The sequence below is a fragment of the Cupriavidus sp. 05T313 genome, assembly GCF_056396665.1.
In genome coordinates this window covers 1-20,525 of sequence record NZ_JBFTLX010000230.1, presented here as the reverse complement: position 1 = coordinate 20,525, position 20,525 = coordinate 1, and the positions used below count along the sequence as shown (strand labels likewise).

The following is a 20,525-nucleotide window of genomic DNA, read 5'->3' as shown; positions in this document are numbered from 1 at the left end:
ATATAACCGATGGAATTTCGCCAACTCCGCTATTTCGTCGCCGTGGCCGAAGCGCTGAGCTTCAGCGAGGCCGCGCGCAAGCTCCATATCAGCCAGCCACCGCTGAGCACCCAGATCAAGGCACTGGAAGACGAACTTGGCAGCCCCTTGCTCGACCGCTCCCGCCACCATGTGGCGCTGACGCCGGCGGGCACGCTGTTCCTCGACAAGGCAAAGGCGGCACTGGGCAACTTGGAGCAGGCCCGCGAGGTGGTCAAGCAGGTTGCCGCCGGTGAGGCGGGCGAGATCCGGGTGGCCTTCACCGCCTCTGTGCCCATGCAGAATGTTTTCCCGCGCGCCGTGCAGCAGTTCCGCCTTGGCCACCCACGTGCCATGCTGGAACTGGTGCATATGTCCACCGGGCAGCAGTTGCAGGGACTGGAGAAGGGAGAGATCGAGATTGGCTTCCTGCGCCCTTCGCCCCAGTTCTACCCGCCCGCCAGCATTACCGTGCACGAGGTGCTGGCCGACCGCCTGGTCGCCGTGTTGCCGGCCTCGCATGCGCTGGCGATAGCGGATGATGACAGTGAACTCGACATCGGCGCGCTGTCCGCCCAGCCCTTTCTGCTGTTCCCGCGAGGGCTGGGGTGCGGGCTGTTCGATCATGTCACCACGCTGTGCAACCGCGCGGGCTTTGCGCCGCGCATCGGCCAGGAAGCGCGCGAGGCCACGACCATCATCGGTYTGGTGGCGAGCGGTGCCGGGGTCTCGGTGCTGCCGGAGATTTACTCACGCACCGGCATTCCGGGCGTGGCGTACCGCCGGCTGGCCGGCCCCGACGCGGCCAGCCGGGTGCTGGTAGCGCATCGCGCGGGCGCCTTGTCGCCCATCATGCGCAAGTTCTTGGCTTTTTTTGAGGTTGGCGCCTAATGGAAGTAGCTGCCGATCACGGCACGGTGAAGGAGAAGTGCGCAAGCGGTAGTCGCGACATCACCGAGGCCACGGCCGCATCTTAGATCTGGGCGAGTTCGGCCCGCAGGAAGCGGCGCACCGCCGGATCGGCTTCGATTCCGATGGCTCGCCGGTAGGCTTCGGCAGCCCCGTTTGCAGGCTGCCGGCCCGGGCAAGCTGCGCGTCCGGCGTTCCGTTGTACAAAACATAATGCGCCCACCTGGGATGCGTTCCTGATCAACCCGCCCGCTGTTTTTCCGGGCGCTGCGCGAAGGTCCGCTCGAATACCGATTCGGCGATGCGGTTCTTCAGGATCTCGATGGAGCCGCCGGCGATCATCCAGCCCCGGCAGCGGCGCAGGCAGTACTCCACCAGCGCCTCCTGGCTGTAGCCCATGCCGCCCATGACCTGTAGCGACTCATTGGCAACGTCGAAGCCCGCCTGGTTGCAGAACGCCTTGGCRATCGCGGTTTCCTCGGCGGAMGGRAWGCCGCTGTCSGCRTTGGCSGCGGCCCGGTACAGCAGCAGTTGCCCGGCATCGAGCTTGATCTTCATCTCGGCGAACTTCCATTGCAGGCCCTGGAACTCGCACAGTAGCCTGCCAAATTGCTTGCGCTGCATGGCCCAGTCGCGCGCTACTTGGTAGGCATAGCGTCCCAGCGCCAGCGAGCGCGCTGTATTGCCCATGCGCTCGACATTGAAACCGGCAATCTGCTTCTTGAAGCCGCCCTCGCCCAGCAGCACATCGGACGCCGGGATGCGAACATCCTCGAAATAGATCTGCGCCCATTCCTCTCCCGACATGAAGCGCGAGCGCTGGCCGATGCGCACACCCGGCAGCCTGGTATCGATCAGCACGGAACCGATGCCGTTGACGCCCGGGCCAAAGCGCACGTAGGCCAGGATCACGTCGGCGTGCGGGCCATGGGTGGTGAAGACCTTGGTGCCGTTGATGAGGTAGTCGTCGCCATCGGGCGTGGCCGTGGTGCGTAGCTCGGTGACGGCGGAGCCGGCCTCGGGCTCTGTCATGCCGACCGAGATCAAGGCTTCACCGGCCAGCAGGCGGCGTAGCCATTTGTCCTTTTGCGCCGACGAGCCATACTCGGCCAGCACCCGGATGGCGCCGAAGTTGCCGGCCTGGATCACGTCGGCGCTGCGCGGGCAGACCGAGGCCACGGCCTGGATCGCGATGATGGCGTCCATCAGGCTGCCGCCCTGGCCGCCGTCAGCCTCGGCCACAGTGATGCCCAGCAGGCCTTGCTCGCTCATCTTGCGGGCGACATCCCAGGGGTAGTCGTCGGTATGGGCGCGGGCGACCGAGCCGGCGCGCAACTCCTTCTCGGCGAAGCGCGTGACGGCGTGCTCGAACTCAGCTTGCTCGGGGGTCAGTTTGAAATCCATGTTTGTCTCCGTTTTCTTACTCGATTTGAATCAATTCAGTTCGGCTCTTTGTTCTTCCGCCAGCCGGACCACGCAGTCCACCCCGACCACGCCGTCGGCACGCACGAACAGCGGATTGATCTCGGCCTCCAGCACGTTCACGCCCTCGAAGGCAGCCAGCCGGGAAAACCGCTCGATGGCGTCGGCCAGGGCGGCGATATCGCCGCGCGGCAGCCCGCGGAAGCCGCGGACCAGCGCGGTACTGCGTACCTCGTCGATCATCTCCATGGCGTCGTCGCGCGTCACCGGCGCCGGCCGCAGGCTGACGTCCGGCCGCAGTTCGGCGGCGATCCCACCCGCGCTCAGCATCACGATCGGGCCCACCAGCGGGTCATCCCGGTAGCCCAGCATCAGTTCCAGCAGCTTGTCCTCCATGCGCTGCACGAGGATGCCGTCGARCCGGGCCTGCGGCGCGGCGCGGCCGACATCGGCAAGGATCGCCGCCGTGGCGCGCTGCAGTTCGTCCGTGTCGCGTACGCCGACGCGTACGCCGCCCACATCGGTCTTGTGCAGGATGTCGCGCGAGCAGATCTTGGCCACCACCGGGTAGGGAATCCTGTGCTTGTACTCACCCACCGGCATCAGCGCGAGCGGGGCGATCGGCACGCCCAGCGCCGCGAACGCGCTGGCCGCCTCGTACTCCGAGAGGTTGCCCGACCGCGGCAAGCCGGCCGGCCAGCCAAGCGGCGCGACGGCTTCGTCGGCCTCGGGATGCGCCCGCGCCGCTTTGAACAACTGCGCCAGCGCGTCCGCGCAGGCTTCCGGCGTGCGGAACGCCGGGATGCCTTCTGCCTGCAGCACGCGCAGCGACTCCCCCGCCTCCGGCGCGAGGAAAGCGATCAGCGGCTTGTGTCCCGCGCCGGCCGCCTCCACCATGGGCCGCACCGCGAGCTGGGGATGGAACTGCGCGGACGAGCCCGCCACGCAAAGCACGGCGTCGCACCAGTCACTCAGCAGCAGTTGCTCGACCAGATCCTTGTACTGCGCGCTGGTCGCGGCCAGCGTCAGGTCGATGATGGGCGTCTGGCGGATGCGCACGCCGCGCGCCGCCATGTGCGCCACGAAGCCGTCCGGCGGCGCCACCGCGTCGATCTGCGACAGGCCCAGGCGGTCCACCACGGTGGCCGCGCCGCCACCGGTGGTGGTCACCACGGCCACGCGGGGATTGCGCTTGAGGGCGGGCACCCACCGGCCATAGCGCAGGGCCAGCGGCGCGGCTTCGAACAAGGTCTCCAGCATTTCCACGCGCATCACGCCGTACTTGCGCAGGAAGGCGTCCACCGCGGCATCGTTGCCGGCCAGCGCGCCGGTGTGCGACTGCGCCAGCGCCTCGCCCTGCGCCGAGCGGCCAAGCTTGTAGGCGATGACCGGCTTGCCGGCTTGCCGCGCGCGGCGCAGCGCCGGGCCGAGCACGGCGGCGTCGCGGATCGTTTCCAGGAACAACAGGATCACCTTGGTAGCGGCATCGTCCACCAGCAGATCGACCAGCTCCCCGACGCCAACATCGCTCTCGTTGCCCACCGACACCAGCTTGGCGAAACCCAGCCCGCGCRCCGCGCCACGCGAGAGCAGCGCGCCGAGCATCGAACCGCTTTGCGAGATCACGCTGATGCTGCCGGCGTGCAACTCGTCCATCTCCAGCACGGCATTGACCGACAGCACCGCGCCGGATTCCACATTGACCACACCGATACTGTTCGGTCCGATCAGGCGCACGCCCAGCGCCCTGGCCTTGCGGACCAGCGCCTGCTGCGCGGCCAGGCCCGCCTCGCCCACTTCCGCGAAGCCGTCCGAGAACACCGTCACCACCTGCACGCCCTTGGCCGCGCATTGCTCCAGCGCGGCCTCGACGTGCTTGCCCGGCACCATGACGAAGGCGTGCTCCACCTCGCCCGGCACCGCGTCCAGGCTCGGGTAGGCCTTCTCGCCCAGCACTTCGGTGCGGGTGGCGTTGATCGGGTAGATGGTGCCCTGGTAGCCGTGCTTGCGCATGAAGCGCATCGGCCGGGCGGTATTCTTGGTGATGTCGCTGGATGCGCCGACAAGCGCCACCGTGTCCGGCGAGAACAGCGCTTTTGCCAGGCTGCGGGCCATCGCCGTCGTTACAGTCATATCGTTCACGCTTTCCTCCCCTCTCATGCCACGCCAAGACCCGCGAGCCGCAGCCCGCGAACGCTGCCGGTCTCGAGCTGCCACAGCGCGGCGAGCAGTCCCTCGGCCGTGTCGCTGCCGATCACCGGCGCCGCCAGCTCCATGAACTTGTCGCTCAGCGTGGCGTCGTCCAGCGGCGACTCCGGGTCGCCCTTGCGGTAAGGCGCGAACAGCGTGTGGCGGGTGCCGTCCTTCAGCAGGATTTCCACCCGCGCCGCGCGTTGGCGGGGGAACGCCGCGGTCAGCTCCGGATCCGCGTGCAGGGTGACGCGCTTCATCAATTGCCGGATCTGCGGGTCGCGCAGGCGTTCGCCGGAGAAGGCGTCAAGCCGGACCGCGTCGTGCAGGATGCCGTGCGCGATGACGTAGGGCAGGCTGAAGCGGGCTTCGAAGGCGGTGCCCGGTACGGCATTGCCGGTGACGTCGATGGCAGTCTGATAAGTCCACACCGTGACTGCCTCGATCCCGGCGGCGTCGATGCCATGCCCGCGCACCAGTTCAATCGCCGCATCGATGGCCGCAAAGGTGTGGCCGCAGCATCCGTGGTTCTTCTGGGTGATGCTAAGGATGTTGTAGTTCGCGCCCAGGCCCTTGGCCACATCCGACCAGCCGGGACTGCCGCACATCGCCGCGCCGAAGCCGGCCGCGCCTTCCAGGATGTCGTGCACGCCGTTGACGCCCACCGCGGCAGCCTGCGCCGCCTGCACGCCCACCATGGCGGCATGTCCCGCGTGCAGCGCCTTGGTCATCGCATCCGAGCGGAAGGCCTGCTGCAGGCCCGAGGCGAACGTGGCGGAGGTGGCCAGCGCATCGGCGGCGACGCGCCCATTGCCCGGCGACAGCAGCAAGGCGCTGGCTGCCGCGCTGCCGAAGCAGCCCACGGTGCCGGTGGTATGGAAATAGCGATAGTGCGCGGGCTGGATGGCGGCGCCGATGCGGGTGGAGACCTCATAGCCCGCCACCACGGCCCGCAGGAAGGCCTCGCCGCTCACGTCGCGGTCTTCGGCCAGCGCCAGCGCGGCAGAGATCGTTGGGCAGCCTGGATGGTAGACAGCGTCGCGGAAGATATCGTCGAACTCGGCAGCATGCGACGCGCTGCCATTGATCCAGGCCGCCGTGGCTGGGAACGCGGTGGTGCCGTGCGCGACCACGGTGGCGTCACCTACGCCCAGTTCGGCGCGGTGTGCCTGCACGAGGTTCGTGCCGGGCGACATGCGCGTGCCCGGGAACAGCGCGGCAAACCAGTCGATCACGGCGCGCTTGCCATAGTGGAGGACCTCGGGCGACAGCGCCCGCCGTCCCTCCGCGCCGACGTATTCGGCTAGTTCATCGATCACCATGCAGTGCTCCTTGTCGTCATACGGCTTGATGGCGGCTTGATCGGTATTGCCTTGCCGCCTTGACCCCATGTTAGGGAGCGCCGGCAGGCAAGCTTTGAAATTTGGTGAAAGCTCCCGAGCACGGTGGCGAAGTGGCCCACGCGCGGGCGCGTCAAGCACTGCTGCCGGCGCATCTAGCGAGCCACCTGTCGCGGCCGGGAAAATCCCGTTTGACGTTGGCAGCGAAGATGCATAGCATGGCACTCCTGCCTCGTCGCTTTCTCGCGCCACGCCATCCGCACATCAGCAAGACACCCGCATGGATATCGCCTCCCTGGAAGTCCTGATCGCCGCCGTCGAGGAAAAAAGCCTTTCCCGCGCGGCCGAACGCGAGAACCTGGTCACCTCGGCGGCCAGCAAGCGCATCTCGGAACTGGAGCGCCAGGTCGGTACCGCCCTGCTGGTGCGCCACGGGCGCGGCGTGGAGCCCACGCCGGCCGGCGCCATGCTCTACCAGCGCGCCAGGGCCATCGTCCGCAGCATCAAGCTGGCCGAAGAGGCGCTGGCCACCTATTCGACGGACGGCATCGCCAAGACTCGCCTGGCGGCAAACCCGTCCACGATCCTGCAGTTCCTGCCTACCGATATCAGCGGCTTCCTGCAGAGCGCGCCCGACAGCCGCATCGACCTGATCGAAGCGTTAAGTTTCGACATCCCGCGCATGGTTTCTAACGGCGATGCCGACATCGGCATCTATCACGCCGAAGCACCCAGCCCCGGCGTGTTCTCTCTACCCTACCGCTCGGACCGGGTGGGACTGGTGGTGCCACGCGGCCATCCACTGGAAGCCAAGGGTTCGCTGCAACTGGAAGAGGCGCTGGATTACGACTTCCTGGGATATTTCCCGCGCTATACCTTCGAGGCCTTCCTGCAACTGGTGAGCAGCACCATCTCGCGGCCGCTGACGGTGAAGACGCAGGTATCGAATTTCGAGGCGCGCTGCCGGATGGTGCGCGAGGGGCTGGGCATCGCGGTGGTGCCGGAGGGCATCGCCAAGAACTACCTGTCGATGATGGGGCTCAGCCTGCTGACGCTGACTGATGCGTGGGCCGAGCGCAATTTCTATGTGTGCGTGCGCGACCGGCAGTCGCTGCCAGCCGGCACTGCCAGGCTGCTGGACTACCTGGCCCAGTGCGCGACGATGGAGCGTCATTACCAGCGCGCACGCTAGTCGCGCCATCATGATGAAAGAAGGCAGCGTTTCTATTTGATCAACGCTGGGCGGGACCAGCTTCGTACCATGTCTATAGTGGGCACGCGCCAAAGCAGCGCGGCCTGAAACCACCTCAATCCGTGGAGTGAGACATGACCCTGCCAAAGCGGCTGACCGCCGCCGCGCTGCTATTGCTTGCCGGCGCCGGTACAAGCACCGGCGCCAATGCCGAGCCCTACCCGACCAAACCCATTCGCGTCGTAGTTTCCTTTTCCGCAGGCGGCACCACCGATATCCTCGCGCGCGAAGTGGCCAACCAGCTCGGCCAGAGCCTGAAGCAGACGGTGATCGTGGAAAACCGGCCCGGCGCGGGCGGCAATATCGGCACAGAGTTCGTGGCCAAGAGCGCGCCGGACGGCTACACGCTGCTTGCCACCTCGGTCGGCCCGATCGCCATCAATCCCACGCTCTATCCCAATCTCAAGGTCAATCCGCAGACGGCACTGGCGCCGGTGGCGCCAATCGCCGATGTGCCGAACGTGCTGGTGGTGCATCCTGGCGTGCCCGCCAACGATGTCGCCCAGTTGGTGGCCTACGCAAAAGCGAATCCCGGCGAGCTGAACTTTGCCTCCACCGGCGTCGGGACCGCCGCGCATTTGTCGGGCGCGCTGCTCAACGAACGCACCGGCGCCAACGCCGTGCACGTGCCCTACAAGGGCGCGGATGCCTTGAACGACCTGCTGGCCGGGCGCGTGCAGTTCATGTTCGCGACGATCCCCTCGGTGATGAGCCATATTCGCGCCGGGCAACTGCGCCCGCTGGCCGTCACCAGCGCCAAGCGCGCCGAGGCGCTGCCGGACACCCCGACCATGGCCGAAGCGGGCGTCAAGAACCTGGTGACGGGTGCCTGGTTTGGCCTGTTTGCGCCCAAGGGCACGCCGCCGGAGGTGGTTGCAAGGATGAACAAGGCCGTGACCGACGCTGTCAACAGCCCCACTATGCGCAAGAAACTCCTGCTGCAAGGCGCGGAGCCAATGCAATACACGCCGGAATCATTCGGCAAGTTCGTGGTGGCCGAGTACCAGGCGTGGCGGCCGATCGTCAAGGCGAGCGGCGCCCGCATCGACTAGCCGCCGGCACCTGCGCCGCGCATTCGCTGTAGCGTGGGCGTCATGGGGGCTGCCGTTCACTGGGTTCGAGCTCAAACTGGCAGACCCGCGAGCCGGCCGCGGATGCCCCTGCCACCGGTGCGGCATCGGCGCGGTCAGTCGTGTAAACTCATGCCGTCCGCAAACATGCTTTTGAGCACCTGCTTTTGCGCCTCGCTGAGCCGTCCCTTCGGCAGGTCGATCACGACCCTGAGCCGCAGATCGCCCGTGTCATGGTTGACAGCGTGTCGCAGGCCCTTCCCTAACAGCCGGAGGATCTTCCCCGCGCGCGTCATGGGCGGCACCTCGACGGTGTAGGACTTCCCGAACACGTCGACGTGCACCTTCCCGCCGATCGCGGCAGTTGCAAAATCCACCTTTACTTCCCCCATCAGGTCGAGGCCCTGAAGTTTGTAGCTTCCAGCCTTCAGCACCTTGATCCTGCACAGTGCGTCGCCATCGGCCCCGCCATTTCCCCCGGGTGTGCCACCACCGACGATGCGAATCATCATGCCATCGACGATTCCACCACGAACCTCCGTCGCAATCTTCCGTTCCGCTTTCGCGTGACCACTCCCCTTGCATGTAGCGCAGACGTTTGTCCTACCCGTATAGTCGCACTTAGAGCATCCTTCGCCAGCGCACGCCTTACAGCGCGACGCGGCCCGCGCCCATCCCGTACCGCCGCAGGCATCGCACGGACCGACGTATGGAACCTTTACCTCGATCGTTCCCCCGTTGACCGCCGTCTCGACGGAGATCGATGCCTTGCACTCAATATCCTCGCCGCGTACAGGCGGCGGGGAGCGATGCCAGTAGGAACCGAATCCGGCCGGCTTCGCCCTTCCCGAAGACTGGCTTGCGCCGGCGCCGAAACCAAACGATCCCGCGCCAGGCCCGAATCTAGTCTCGTTCAGCGAGTCGTCATAGGCTTCACGCTTCCGTTCGTTGCTCAGTGTTTCGTAGGCGTGCTTGATTTCTTTGAAGCGGGCGGTGGCTTCGGACTGGCTTTTCGGGTTGCGATCCGGATGCCACTGCATCGCCATTCGCCGATAGGCGGCCTTGATCTCTGCCGCAGAGGCAGTTTTGGCAAGGCCCAATGTGGTGTAGTGTGTCCGCGACGTCACCGCTCGACCCTCGTTATTGTCGTTCTGTCGCGGGTCATTCTAGCGCAGCCACCGCCCTGTCCGAACGGCATGGCCAATTACTGCAAATTGTATCGCTTGGCTTCGCTGACTCACGCAGCGCATATTCCACGATCAGCCCGTTCTTGCTCTTGCAGAGGATGAGGCCAATGGTTCGCGGTCCAAGTTTTCACCTGAAAATCGTCCATGTGTTGTCGCTAAAGCACGGAACCGATGGCCGCATACGTGGAAGGTAAGGGTGCTCTTCCGGCCGACCCAAAGTCCCTTCCATTCGACTACCCCATGAAGGGGAAGCGAGGAAGCCGGGGCAGCAACCGAGGTGGGGCAGTGCCGGGGCCCGGCGGCCCCGGAGATCCCCCTAGTTCAGCCGGTACCGCTTCACCATGTCCCAGTCCAGCTCGATGCCGAACCCGGGGCCCTGCGGGATCGACAGGATGCCGTCCTTAATCCGCGGCGGGTTGGCCCACATGCCGGGGAAGATCGGGTCGCGGTCGGGGTCCGGGAAGCACTCCACGCAGATCCCGTGCGGCACGGCGCCCAGCATGTGCGAAGCGATCTGCGGCTCTTCATGGTGCGCCATGCGCACGCCGGCTAGCGCACAGGCCGCCGCAGCGCGGCGCCATTCGGTGAGGCCGCCGCCTTCGGACGCATCGAAGTTGACGATGTCCACCGCGCCCGCGTCGAGCAGCCGGCGCACGCCCGCCGCGCTGACCTCGCTCTGCCCCGCGTTGATGGGGATCGAGGTGGCCTGGCGCACCGCGGCCATGTCGCGCGCATCATCGTGCCAGTGGCAGGGCTCCTCGAACCACGCAATGTCGTATGGCTCCACCAGCCGCGCGAAGCGCGTCGCCTCCGCCACGCTCCAGCCGCGGTTGGCATCCACTGCCAGCATGAAGTCCGCGCCGCCGCCTTCGCGCGCATACTTCACGCGCTCGGCATCCTCCTCGGGCGACAGGCCACCCACCTTCACCTTGCAGCCGGCCATACCCACCGACCGCAGCCAGGCCATCTCGCCGGCCAGGTCGGACGCAGTCTTGCCCGGGAGGTAATAGCCGGCAATGGCGATGATCGGGATCTCCTGCCGGTAGCCGCCCATCAGGCGGCACACATTGACGCCGAGCGCCTTGCCCGCCAGGTCCCACACCGCCGCATCGACACAGGCGATGGCGTTCATGACCAGCGCCCGGTCTGCCGCCCGGATCGTCAGCCGGAACAGCTTTTCCCAGATGCGCTCGCACGCGTGGATGGATTCGCCGATCAGCAGCGGCGCCATGTCCTGCTCGATCATGCGGGCGATCTCGGGGCCGTGCTCGCGCGGGTCGCCGTTGTAGACCTCGCTGACCAGGCCCGAGCTGGTGTGCAGGCGGGTGATCACAGTGGCGCGGCTGTCGACCTGGTACGAGCTGCCGGAGAACACCTTGCTCAGCGGGATGCGCACGGCGATGGCCTCTACGCGTTCGATCTTCATTGTGGGTTTCCTGTGGGTGTGGCTGGGATGGGAGTGCTGGCCTCGCTCAGTCAATCGTGGCGCCCGAGCGCTTGACGATGGCGGACCACTTGACGCTCTCGGACTGGATATAGGCGCCGAGTGCCTCGGGCGTCGACCCCACCGGGACGATGCCGTCGAACATGAAGCGCTTGCGCAGGTCCGAGCTCTTGATCAGCTCCGCGATTTCGCCGCTGAGCTTGGCGACGATCGGGCGCGGCGTGCCGCGCGGCGCCAGCAGCGCGTACCACACGTTGGACTCGTAGCCGGGCACGCCGGCCTCGGCGATGGTGGGCACATTGGGCATGGAGGCCGCGCGCTGCGCGGTGGACACCGCCAGCACGCGCAACTTGCCGGCCTTGATCTGCTGCGACGCCACGCCATAGCTGGCGAACATGGCGCTGACCTGCCCCGCCAGCAGCGCGGGCATGGCGGGCCCGGTGCCCTTGAACGGCACGTGCACGAGATCGAGCCCGGCCATGGACTTCAGCAACTCCATTGACAGGTGCGGGCCGCTGCCGTTGCCCGACGAGCCGTAGGTGTACTTGCCGGGATTCGCCTTGACCAGCTTGATGCCGGATGGTTCGGGTAGGTGTCAGCCTGTGCATGGCCCGCATGGGTGGCGATCATGGCGCCCGCGCACAGCAGCGCCAGCGCGCCCAGCCGTCGCAATCTCTCGGCAATTCGGTTCATGGTGTGTCTCCTGTGTTGTCTTGTGATGTCCTGTGATGTCTCGCGCCGGGCAGGGCCTGTGCAGGCCGGCGCGCCTTCAGCCGGGCCATCCGCTCTCCCGCGCCTGGCCCAGGAAACGCTCCACGATCTGCGGGGCCAGCCCCACGTAGGTGGCCGGGTCGAGCAGCGCCTTGAGCTCGGCTGGCTCGATGGCCGCGCGGATTGCGGGATCGTGGGACAGCGCCTGCTCGAACGTGATACCGCTTTCCATGCCCTGCATGGCGGCGGCATAGACCAGCTCGTGCGCGGTCTGCTTGCCGACCTTCCCGCCGAGCGCAAACATCACACGCTCGGACATCAGGAAGCCGCCCAGCAAATCGAGGTTGGCGCGCATGCGCGCGGCGTTCACCGTCAAGCCGGACAGCGCGTACTGCATCATCTGCAGCATGGCCGCGGCCATCATGCAGGCCTCGGGCACGGCCTTCCACTCCATACGCACCGCGGCCACGTCGCGCTCGTGCTCGGCCATCTGCGCGTCGTGCATCATCGCCACGCTGTAGCGGATGGCGCGGCTGAGCGTCACCACTGTCTCCACCACGGCCGGGTTGCGCTTGTGTGGCATGGTGGAGGAGCCTACCTTGCCGTCGCTGAACGGCTCGGCGAGCTCGCCCACCTCGTCGCCCTCGAGGTTCATGATGGCGTTGGCGATCTTGCCCAGCGTGGCGCCGACGAGGCCCAGCACGCTGACATACTCGCCCAGGCGGTCGCGCGCAGGCTGCCAGCTGATCGGTGCCACGCCAAGCCCGAGCCGCTCCATCACGCGCTGCTCCAGCTCGCCGGCCTGCGCCCCGAACGACGCCTGCGTGCCGACGGCACCCACCATCTGGCCGACAAAGGTACGCTGCTCCAGCCCCTGCATGCGCTCATGGTGGCGGCCCAGTTCGGACAGCCAGATCGCGCACTTGTGGCCGAACGTGATCGGCAGCGCCTGCACAGCGTGGGTGCGCCCGGCCATCGGCGTGTGCTTGTGTTCGTCCGCCAGGCGGTACAGTTCGCGCCCAACGGCCGCCAGGTCGCGCATCAGGATGGCGTGGGCCTGCCGCACCTGGAGCATCATTCCGGTGTCGTAGACGTCCTGCGAGGTCGGGCCGAAGTGCACGAACTCGCCCAGCCCTCCGGCGCAGCGCTGCTGGAGCGCGCGCACCGCCGGCACCAGCGGGTGCTTCACCCGGCGCGTTTCGGYGGCCAGCGCCAGCAGGTCGATGTCCGCCACCCGCGCCTTCACGCCAATCTCGGCAGCGGCCTCGGCAGGAATGATGCCCAGTTCAGCCTGCGCAGCGGCCAGCGCGGCCTCGAAATCGAACCACTTCTGCACACGGCTCTCCTCCGAGAACACACCACGCATCTCGTCGGTGCTCCACATGTGCTGCTGGAGGGCTTGGTCGAACACACTGCAAGTCATCGCGAAGCCTTTCGTTCCTGAGGGGATGGCAGCCATTCTCGGCCGTCGGCTTCTTTCTGTAAAATGACATGTTTGTAGACAATCATTGCCAAAATGGCATGATCCAACCGACGCGACGATCATGACCCTCCAGCAACTCCGCTGCCTGCAAGCCGTCATCGCCAGCCAGCTCAGCGTGTCTCGCGCGGCTGACGCGCTGCACACCACCCAGCCCGCCGTGAGCAAGCTGATCCGCTCGCTCGAAGGCGAGATCGGCGTGGAACTGTTCGTGCGCCGGGGCAACCGGCTGGTGGGACTGACCGACGCCGGCCAGGAGGCCGCGGCGCTGTCGCGGCGCGTGCTCAACGACACGCGCTCGCTGTCGGGGCTGGCCAGCGCGGGCCTCGCGGGTGGCAGCGGCACGCTGCGCGTGGGCACCACGCACATCCATGCACGCTACGGGCTGCTCGACGCCATCCGCCGCTTCAGCGCGGCATATCCGGCAATAGACCTGGAACTGCTGCAGGGACACCCCGCGCAGATCATGCAGTGGGTGAGCGAAAACGCGGTTGACCTCGGCATCTCGACGCTGCCGGACGCGACGCCGGAAGGCATCGTCACGCTCGAAGCCTATGCCATCCCGCGCTGCCTGATCGTACCGCGGCGGCATCCGCTGCTGAAGCTGGCACGCGTGACGATCGAGGACATCGCACGCTATCCGCTCGTGACCTACGACGAGCACTTCAATTCGGGATGGATGGTAACGCGGGAGTTCGAGCGCCGGGGACTGGCGCCGCGCGTGGTGGTCAGGGCGACCGACGCCAACGTGATCAAGGCCTACGTGGCCGCCGGCCTGGGTGTGGCCGTGCTGCAGCAGATGGCGGTAGAGCCCCGGCGCGACACCGACCTCGCGGTGATCGACACCGGCGACCTCTTTCCGCCGTCGATGGCGGCGGTTAGCCTGCGGGCCGACCAGTACGTGCGCAGCTACATGCAGGACTTCATCGACATGATTGCGCCGGGAACGCAGCCCGCGCCGGGCCCCTGCCGTTGATCCGCCACTGCTGGAGAGCTTGCCAAAGCGCGGCTGAGAGCAGTCTGCCCTCAAGAGGATAATGAGCCACCCAGAATGGGCTCATTCGCGGCCGTACCCTCCCCCTCCGGGGGTCTCGATCACGAAGACGTCGTCGGGCACCATGTCGCCCTGCCGATGTGCGCCGACCCTTCCCGGGTTCCGTCCGCGCGCTCGATGTAGTTGTTACCAAGTGCGCCCGCGCCACCGCCCGCCGCGCCAAAAGGCGCGTGCACGCGGTTGTTCGACAGGATCGAAGCGGTCATTGGCATCAGGAAGTGCACGCGCCGGATAGCGCCGTTGCTGTTGAGGGAAGCCGTTAAAAACCCTGGGATGCCGCCCTGCATCAGAGTATCGTCTCGATATCAAAGAGACGGGGAGCCGACATGCGATGCACGATCGTTCTCGAGTTCGATGATGGCCATGCCACAGCGGTCAAACGGGTTGAGTTGATGCGGTTCCATCGAGCCGACTGCGGGGCCTCCGGCGACGTCGGCTTGTCCCTTGCGGAAGGCAAGTCGTTAGTCAATTGCGTCCAGCAAGAATTTGTCGTGGAGCAGATCGATCGCTACTGCGCGTCGCAGCGAGCTTGTAAGGCTTGCGGCGCGCTCCGCCGTGTGCACGACGGACATTCCGCCGAACTGAAGACCGTGTCGGCCTACGAATCGCGACCGGCTTCGTCGAGTCATCTATCAATCGAATCGTTGGCCGTCGGATGTGTAAAAGCCAACATATGCGTTGGAGTCGTGCGGGAGCACACAGTGTCGTGCAAGTGCGCGTCGCCCTCTTGAACCAGGAATTCCACGAACTCGCTCRGCGGCAGTTTCCATGGATTGGCCAGMGACGTGTGTCTTGGCCCTGGYAAARAYCGYCCCRGGCTTTTTAACGGCTTCCTGCAACACCAACCGATTGGGGCCTGCATCGCTCTCAGGCGATCCACGCTGACGTGGGTTAGCTGCGAGAGACGTTCCAAGGTCTCGATCGGCACTGGCGGAAACAGTAGCCATTTCCTTTGCGTCAGGGTTGGCATCGGACCGAGATCTGCGTGCGTCCAAAGCTGTTCGACCGTCATGGAGTACTTTCCAGCGAGTCGTCCAAGCCAGCCTCCAAATGCCTCCCCATCAAAGGGACGCGGTGCAACGGGCCACGGCCTCGGCCGGTTAGAGCACTCAGCTCCAGGCGTGTTCAATGTGGGAGACATCAATCATTTCCCTTCCATCGCGGATCGCAAGCTCAGTGGCAGAATTCAAAAGCCGCGAGACCTCACCGGTCAAACCTCCGCCCGCCTCCAGAACCGCCGAGACAACCTCTCGCCTCGACAGATTTGATGGCCGTCGCAAAGGAAGAATGCGCTCGAATGCCGCCATGAGGCCTCGGAAGGCTTCCGACTCCTGCCATCAAGGCATCTCGAAGCGCGCAAAGCGACATCCAACCTCGTTGAATTCTCATTTTGCCGCGCTGCGGCCTGCCTATGTGTTGGCCTTGCCGGACTTGAGCAAGTCCGCGATCGTGTTCGTGGCCGCTGGTGCGAACTGCGACACGCACGTGCGTGTCAGCGCCAGCGTGTACGAGAACGCCATGGCACGGTCCTCGAACGTACGGTCAAGCATAAAATGCACGGCAGGCAACTGCGCGTCAGCCTGCTTTGACAGACGGACGAGCGCTCCCCAGCTTCCGTCCGCCACTTGCAGAACGTCCACCTCTATGGCATATCCCGCTTCGATGTAGGTTCTGGCCGGCCCCGCCAACCGGCGTTCCAGTTTGTCGACCATCATTTCCTTCTTCCAGGATTCAGGTTCACAAACGACATGGCCACCCGCACTGTGCGTGACCGTCACCACAAGCCCACGGCGGCGGCCTACCCCCCCACGATGGGCTTGCCACTCGTAACTCAGTCACGTCGGCGCACCAGCCAGCCCGTTGGCGGCCGCCAGAGGTGGACAGCCTAAACATTGTTTCCCCCATTTCTCCGACTGGCATGGCCACGGAGTTCAGCCCGAGATTGACGCACGAGCGCATGCAGGTGCGGGGCCCCCAGGAGCCCGCCGGGGAGTTACCCTGCCCAACATGATCGTTTGGGTTACGCGCCGTGGTCATCGCCCCCTCGTCGACCGACTCGCAGCATTTCGACGCGGCGCCCGGCACGCGCTGTCGATAGTGAACTCCGACGGCGACGGCCAACCCAACATGCCGGCGCGCATCGTAACCCAATCGCCATCATGTCGTTGGCCCCGATCACATCAGCACACAATCTCATCGTCTGCCGAGCTARCAATGTCGATATGTCCGAACCCAGTCGGCATGAAATGTGGAGTAACGGCCCGTCCAACGAAGGAAGCTACCCCACTGGGCTTCGGCAATCACACAAGTGCACTAGAAGATATGCTTGATTCCGACCATGCTGCCAAATTGAGAGCCGCCTGGTTTCGGGTTGGAGTTGGGTGCGCCGGTACTGACCGACATGGCAAGCTGCCCTCCATTGTCGATATAGCCAGCTGTGGCGTAAACGGAAGTCCGCTTGGAAAACGCGTAGGAGCCACGCAGCGCGTACAGCATCGCCTTGTCTCCACTGTTGCGGTAGTTGAGGTAGTAGACTTGGCCCGCCAGCGTGAATGCCGGCGTGATGTCGTAGGCGAGGCCGCCGTACCATAGTTCGCTGCGCGGTGTGCTGCTGCCCTCGTTGTCGCGACGAATCACGCCCGCACCCAGCTTAGCTTGTGAGAGAACAACATAGCCGCTTATCAGAAGGCGGTCGTCGGTCAAATCCTTGCTAGTGAGGCCGGCAAATGCTCCAGGACCACCGCGCAGAGAATCATAGCTGGCCGCGACCCCCCACCAATTGGACTCGTACTGAACCAGCGCCGACCACTCGCGACATGACGACTTGCTAGCGGCATTCTCACCCGCGCAGTTCGTGCCGGCGGCGCTTGGACCGGCGTTGACTGTGTCACGGCCGAAGCTGTAAGTGGCGCCGATGGTCAGCCCCCCAAACTTCCCCTTGTATGCCACCGCGTTGTCTGCGCGCGGATTTGCGATGTAGCTGTCGAGCGAGCTCGATCCATAGATATTAGGGCCAAGGATGTCCGAATCCAGATTTGCCCAAAACAACATCGTGTATTGCCTTCCAAGCGATAGCTGCCCCCATTCCCCCGACAACCCCACCAGCGCCTGCCTGCCGAAAAGTCGACCGCCTTGATTAGCGGTACCAGAATCCGGTGCAAAGCCCGACTCCAGGACAAAAATGCTCTTCAGGCCGCCGCCCAAATCCTCGGAGCCCCGCAGGCCCCAACGGGAAGGCACCGTTCCCGTGAGCGCAGGCATGCGCACCAGGCTATTGCCGGATGGGCCAACGTTATTCACATACTCCACACCGGTGTCGATCACACCGTATGTTGTGACGGACTGGGACCAGGCTAGCACAGGGGCTGCTGCAAACAATGCCGCAACCAGCCTTCGATGGCTCATCATTCTCTCCTCCTTGTTGACGCACAGATCGCACTGGCGATCTATGCCGCCGTTGTGGTTTTGAAAAATTCTTGATGTTATTTGTATAAAATGATTTACGGCTATACCCCAAGATTTGGCTGGAGGCCATCGCCATTTGCATCGCCTAACGGTTGACCTGCTTTGCCGGCAACGAGAAAGCCAGTGCGGCTCCAATGAGGAGGATTGCTCCGAACACCCACATCGCCACTGCGGCACTACCAGTTAGGTCCAACACGGAACCGATGATTCCGTTACTGACAAGTCCCGCGACGTTAGCTACGGAACAAACTACCGCGAACCCCGAGGCCACTGCGGATCCTCGCAGAAAGGACGGAGGCACAGCCCACAAGACCGGTATCGACCCAAAGACCAAACCGTAAGCAACTGTCAGCAAACTGACTGTCATCACAACGTTCTGCGGAAACCACGTACTCGCTACCATGGCCGCGAATCCACCGACTAACGGCAAAATTAGGTGCCAACGGCGTTCCCGGTACCGGTCCGAACTCCATCCGAGGCACAGCAGGCCAATCACGGCAGCAGCGCTCGGGAGGGCAGTGAGCAGCCCAATCTGATAGGTATCGTGCAAACCAGCATTTCGAATGAAAGTCGGCATCCAGAAACTGATTGCGTAGATACAGATGAGGATCGAAAAATCGATGACACCCAGCAACCACACCTTCATGTCCTTTAGTCCGTCCACAAAGCGGTGTGTGCTATGTCCCGCTTCGCCAGCATCGGCGTCTAGAATGCCTGCCACGATCTCCTTTTCCTTCTGCGAAAGCCATCTCGCCTCGTTGGGTGAATTCGCGAGGACGAAGAAAGTCATGATTCCAAGCACGACCGTCGGAATCGCTTCGAGCAGAAAGAGCCATTGCCAGCCATGAAGGCCGCTGGAATTATGAAGGTGAGTCAAGATCCAGCCCGAAAGCGGGCCGCCCACTACACCCGAGAGAGCTGCTCCAAGAAAAAACAGACTCATGACGCGAGCACGACGGTAAGCTGGAAACCAACTAGCCAGGAAGAACGCCACCCCTGGGATGAAGCCTGCTTCCGCAGCGCCAAGTAGAACCCGCAGCGCATAGAACTGCCAAGGAGATGTGACAAACATCATGAGGCCGGACAGAATCCCCCACGTAATCATGATGCGGGCAATCCAGAATCTAGCCCCAACCTTCTGCAAGATAACATTGCCGGGTATTTCACAGAGAATGTACCCAATAAAGAACAAACCAGCGCCCAGACCGTAGGAGGCTTCGCTCATCCCGAGGTCCCGCAGCATTTGCAATTTCGCGAAGCTGATATTAACGCGGTCCAGGTAGGACATGAGATAGCACAACCCTAGGAAGGGTATGAGACGCCAAGCTATCTTTCTGTAAACAGCAGCTTCAATCTCTGCAGGCACGATCCTGATTCCATCTATCGTTCCAGCGGTAATCATGGTTTTAATCTCCTCCGAATTAGTGGAGCAACTTTTTATGGTGAAACTCGGTACCTCGCTCGACTCGTTTGTCCGCTTTCCGTCTGGTCGATACCATCGCGCGATTGCGGTCTAGGTCAACCTGGTGCCATTTTTCACTGTTTGGTGATTGAAACGATCGCGCCGCTACATCGGCTTGGTGAACGGGTGCATGCCAAATACAGGTCTACCGATTTGGCTACCCGATAACTGAGGAAATTTCTTTCGTCGACCGTAGGGTTGTCTACCGTCCAGCAAGAAGACGTACCACCTGATAGGTCAGGACCCCCTCATCACGCTGGTTGAACACCTCAACCTGTGACGCAACGACTGCACGGTTATCCTTCGATGTCTGTTTGACTCCTGTTACCTCCACAGTCGCGCGGATTGAATCTCCGACAATGACGGGTTTGAGCGCTTTCTGATGTGATTCAAGCAGTGCTAGACCCGTACCCTGAATCATTGTTTGAAACAACATGCCTTCAATCAACCCGTATGTGAGCGCCGCAGGTACGATCCGTCCCTTTACCGCGCCGAAACGGGTGCTGTACTCGGCATCGATGAAGATAGCCTCCAACATACCGGTGCAGTTGATGAAGCTGACCAGGTCAGACTCGGTGATGGTTCGGCGGTAGGTGTCGAATCGCTGACCGATCTCCAGATCCTGCCAGACGTAACCCTGTCCCAGCCTCAGTACGCCGTCACTTATCATGATTTTAATTTTCCATAACACAAAACTATCGCAACAAGTTCAGCGTGCATGGCGTTGCGCTGACGAATGCTGCCCCCTGAGATTGGTGGGAGAATCAAAACCAAATATTTTGTTCGAATTTTGCAGGCCGCTTTTCGTTCACCGCAGAGCGCCCCTCTTTGACTTCTGGACCAAAGAATCCAATCATCTCTAGCGCGAGCGACGTGTCAAAAATTGGGCCTGCCTGTCGGAACCAATTATTAAGAGCATATTTAGTCCAGCGTATTGCACTCGGCGCACCTTCGGCCAATCGTATTGCAATATCCAATGACTTCTGCTCCAACTCATCGTCCTCGACTGCCATCGTAACTAGACCAATTCTCTCGGCATCCGCGCCGGACAGTTGATCGCACAAGAGAAGGTAGTACTTAGCCTGCGCCATGCCGCAGAGCAAAGGCCATAGCATGACGGCATGGTCGCCGGCAGCTATCCCCAGTCTCGTGTGGCCATCCATGAGCTTCGCGTCCTTGGTAACTATAGAAATGTCGGCCAACAGCGCACATGCCAGGCCTGCGCCGACCGCCCACCCCCGCACCGCGCTGACGATTGGCTTGCTGCAATTGATCATGTTATAGACGATGTTGTGCGCTTCCTTCATCGTTCGCGCGCGTTCCTCGAACTCGTAAGTGTCGCTGGCGCGCTTGATGTTTCCACCAGCTGAGAAGGACGCGCCGGCTGCTGTGAGTAGCACCGCGGACACGCTTTCGTCAACGTCGATGTCTCGCCAGACCTCACCGAGCTCTCTATGCATATCGGCGTCCATGAAGTTGTGCTTTGTGTCAGTGGTGATCGTGATTCGCAATGTATGAGGA

General features: G+C 63.7%; 16 protein-coding genes and 3 pseudogenes. 5 read left to right on the top strand and 14 right to left on the bottom strand.

The features are described from left to right. Positions 1-9 precede the first annotated feature (9 nt). Positions 10-909: a LysR family transcriptional regulator gene (locus AC1DKD_RS32945; protein ID WP_441633012.1), complete on the top strand. Its 900-nt coding sequence runs from the start codon at positions 10-12 to the stop codon at positions 907-909. 258 nt (positions 910-1,167) lie between these two features. Here the strand turns inward: AC1DKD_RS32945 and AC1DKD_RS32940 are convergent, their stop codons facing one another. Genes AC1DKD_RS32940 through AC1DKD_RS32930 form a run of 3 tightly spaced genes read right to left on the bottom strand, consistent with a single transcriptional unit; the run spans position 1,168 to position 5,861 of the window. Beyond that, on the bottom strand, positions 1,168-2,331 hold the full coding sequence (locus tag AC1DKD_RS32940) for an acyl-CoA dehydrogenase family protein (RefSeq protein ID WP_477144194.1): 1,164 nt from the start codon (positions 2,329-2,331) through the stop codon (positions 1,168-1,170). 30 nt (positions 2,332-2,361) lie between these two features. Further along, complete coding sequence (locus AC1DKD_RS32935; protein WP_477144196.1) at positions 2,362-4,482, bottom strand: acetate--CoA ligase family protein; 2,121 nt, start codon at positions 4,480-4,482, stop codon at positions 2,362-2,364. A gap of 23 nt (positions 4,483-4,505) precedes the next feature. Then, complete coding sequence (locus tag AC1DKD_RS32930; RefSeq protein WP_441633008.1) at positions 4,506-5,861, bottom strand: MmgE/PrpD family protein; 1,356 nt, start codon at positions 5,859-5,861, stop codon at positions 4,506-4,508. Positions 5,862-6,159: 298 nt separating this feature from the next. On the opposite strand from AC1DKD_RS32930, the gene AC1DKD_RS32925 reads away from it, so the two are divergent. Together AC1DKD_RS32925 and AC1DKD_RS32920 are read left to right on the top strand one after the other, a co-directional pair. Then, positions 6,160-7,071: a LysR family transcriptional regulator gene (locus AC1DKD_RS32925; RefSeq protein ID WP_441633006.1), complete on the top strand. Its 912-nt coding sequence runs from the start codon at positions 6,160-6,162 to the stop codon at positions 7,069-7,071. Between the two features lie 134 nt (positions 7,072-7,205). Continuing rightward, positions 7,206-8,183 carry a Bug family tripartite tricarboxylate transporter substrate binding protein gene (locus AC1DKD_RS32920; protein WP_441633004.1) on the top strand — a complete coding sequence of 326 codons (978 nt, stop codon included), beginning with the start codon at positions 7,206-7,208 and terminating at the stop codon, positions 8,181-8,183. 134 nt (positions 8,184-8,317) lie between these two features. On the opposite strand, the gene AC1DKD_RS32915 is transcribed toward AC1DKD_RS32920, so the two are convergent. The 4 genes from AC1DKD_RS32915 to purB all read right to left on the bottom strand — a co-directional run bounded on the left by AC1DKD_RS32915 (position 8,318) and on the right by purB (position 12,966). Next, on the bottom strand, positions 8,318-9,328 hold the full coding sequence (locus AC1DKD_RS32915; RefSeq protein ID WP_441633002.1) for a DnaJ C-terminal domain-containing protein: 1,011 nt from the start codon (positions 9,326-9,328) through the stop codon (positions 8,318-8,320). A 376-nt stretch (positions 9,329-9,704) separates the two neighbouring features. Next, positions 9,705-10,814 carry a mandelate racemase/muconate lactonizing enzyme family protein gene (locus AC1DKD_RS32910; RefSeq protein WP_441633000.1) on the bottom strand — a complete coding sequence of 370 codons (1,110 nt, stop codon included), beginning with the start codon at positions 10,812-10,814 and terminating at the stop codon, positions 9,705-9,707. Between the two features lie 46 nt (positions 10,815-10,860). Then, entirely contained in the window at positions 10,861-11,400 is a 540-nt protein-coding gene (locus tag AC1DKD_RS32905; protein ID WP_477144195.1) for a tripartite tricarboxylate transporter substrate-binding protein, read from the bottom strand. A 201-nt stretch (positions 11,401-11,601) separates the two neighbouring features. Continuing rightward, positions 11,602-12,966, bottom strand: coding sequence for an adenylosuccinate lyase (purB, locus tag AC1DKD_RS32900; RefSeq protein WP_477144193.1), 1,365 nt, complete (start codon positions 12,964-12,966; stop codon positions 11,602-11,604). A gap of 121 nt (positions 12,967-13,087) precedes the next feature. Here purB and AC1DKD_RS32895 point away from each other — a divergent pair, with 121 nt between their 5' ends. Next, on the top strand, positions 13,088-13,999 hold the full coding sequence (locus tag AC1DKD_RS32895; protein WP_441632994.1) for a LysR substrate-binding domain-containing protein: 912 nt from the start codon (positions 13,088-13,090) through the stop codon (positions 13,997-13,999). An 81-nt stretch (positions 14,000-14,080) separates the two neighbouring features. On the opposite strand, the pseudogene AC1DKD_RS32890 reads toward AC1DKD_RS32895, so the two are convergent. Beyond that, positions 14,081-14,319: pseudogene (locus tag AC1DKD_RS32890) on the bottom strand (hydantoinase B/oxoprolinase family protein); the annotation flags it as partial. A 335-nt stretch (positions 14,320-14,654) separates the two neighbouring features. Between AC1DKD_RS32890 and AC1DKD_RS32885 the strand changes: the two are divergent. Further along, positions 14,655-14,903 (top strand): annotated as a pseudogene (locus AC1DKD_RS32885) (ISKra4-like element ISBusp5 family transposase); the annotation flags it as partial. Positions 14,904-14,945: 42 nt separating this feature from the next. Here AC1DKD_RS32885 and AC1DKD_RS32880 read toward each other — a convergent pair. The 6 genes and pseudogenes from AC1DKD_RS32880 to AC1DKD_RS32855 all read right to left on the bottom strand — a co-directional run. Beyond that, positions 14,946-15,218, bottom strand: a pseudogene (locus AC1DKD_RS32880) (TniQ family protein); the annotation flags it as partial. Between the two features lie 268 nt (positions 15,219-15,486). After that, positions 15,487-15,792: a hypothetical protein gene (locus tag AC1DKD_RS32875; RefSeq protein ID WP_441633761.1), complete on the bottom strand. Its 306-nt coding sequence runs from the start codon at positions 15,790-15,792 to the stop codon at positions 15,487-15,489. 598 nt (positions 15,793-16,390) lie between these two features. Then, a complete protein-coding gene (locus AC1DKD_RS32870; RefSeq protein WP_441633763.1) occupies positions 16,391-17,482 on the bottom strand; it encodes a porin in 1,092 nt (363 codons plus the stop codon). Between the two features lie 145 nt (positions 17,483-17,627). After that, positions 17,628-18,944, bottom strand: coding sequence for an MFS transporter (locus tag AC1DKD_RS32865; protein WP_441633759.1), 1,317 nt, complete (start codon positions 18,942-18,944; stop codon positions 17,628-17,630). Between the two features lie 262 nt (positions 18,945-19,206). After that, positions 19,207-19,674, bottom strand: a complete 468-nt coding sequence (locus AC1DKD_RS32860) for a MaoC family dehydratase (protein WP_441633757.1) — start codon at positions 19,672-19,674, stop codon at positions 19,207-19,209. A gap of 94 nt (positions 19,675-19,768) precedes the next feature. Beyond that, the coding region (locus AC1DKD_RS32855) for an enoyl-CoA hydratase/isomerase family protein (RefSeq protein WP_477144192.1) at positions 19,769-20,525 on the bottom strand (757 nt) is incomplete at its 5' end.

What these genes read in the sequence shown, in the direction of transcription:
- AC1DKD_RS32865 (WP_441633759.1), bottom strand. Translation starts at nt 18,944, where the DNA reads ATGATTACCGCTGGAACGATAGATGGAATCAGGATCGTGCCTGCAGAG.
- AC1DKD_RS32925 (WP_441633006.1), top strand. Translation starts at nt 6,160, where the DNA reads ATGGATATCGCCTCCCTGGAAGTCCTGATCGCCGCCGTCGAGGAAAAA.
- AC1DKD_RS32910 (WP_441633000.1), bottom strand. Translation starts at nt 10,814, where the DNA reads ATGAAGATCGAACGCGTAGAGGCCATCGCCGTGCGCATCCCGCTGAGC.
- AC1DKD_RS32895 (WP_441632994.1), top strand. Translation starts at nt 13,088, where the DNA reads ATGACCCTCCAGCAACTCCGCTGCCTGCAAGCCGTCATCGCCAGCCAG.
- AC1DKD_RS32875 (WP_441633761.1), bottom strand. Translation starts at nt 15,792, where the DNA reads ATGATGGTCGACAAACTGGAACGCCGGTTGGCGGGGCCGGCCAGAACC.
- AC1DKD_RS32870 (WP_441633763.1), bottom strand. Translation starts at nt 17,482, where the DNA reads ATGAGCCATCGAAGGCTGGTTGCGGCATTGTTTGCAGCAGCCCCTGTG.
- AC1DKD_RS32860 (WP_441633757.1), bottom strand. Translation starts at nt 19,674, where the DNA reads ATGATAAGTGACGGCGTACTGAGGCTGGGACAGGGTTACGTCTGGCAG.
- AC1DKD_RS32920 (WP_441633004.1), top strand. Translation starts at nt 7,206, where the DNA reads ATGACCCTGCCAAAGCGGCTGACCGCCGCCGCGCTGCTATTGCTTGCC.
- AC1DKD_RS32930 (WP_441633008.1), bottom strand. Translation starts at nt 5,861, where the DNA reads ATGGTGATCGATGAACTAGCCGAATACGTCGGCGCGGAGGGACGGCGG.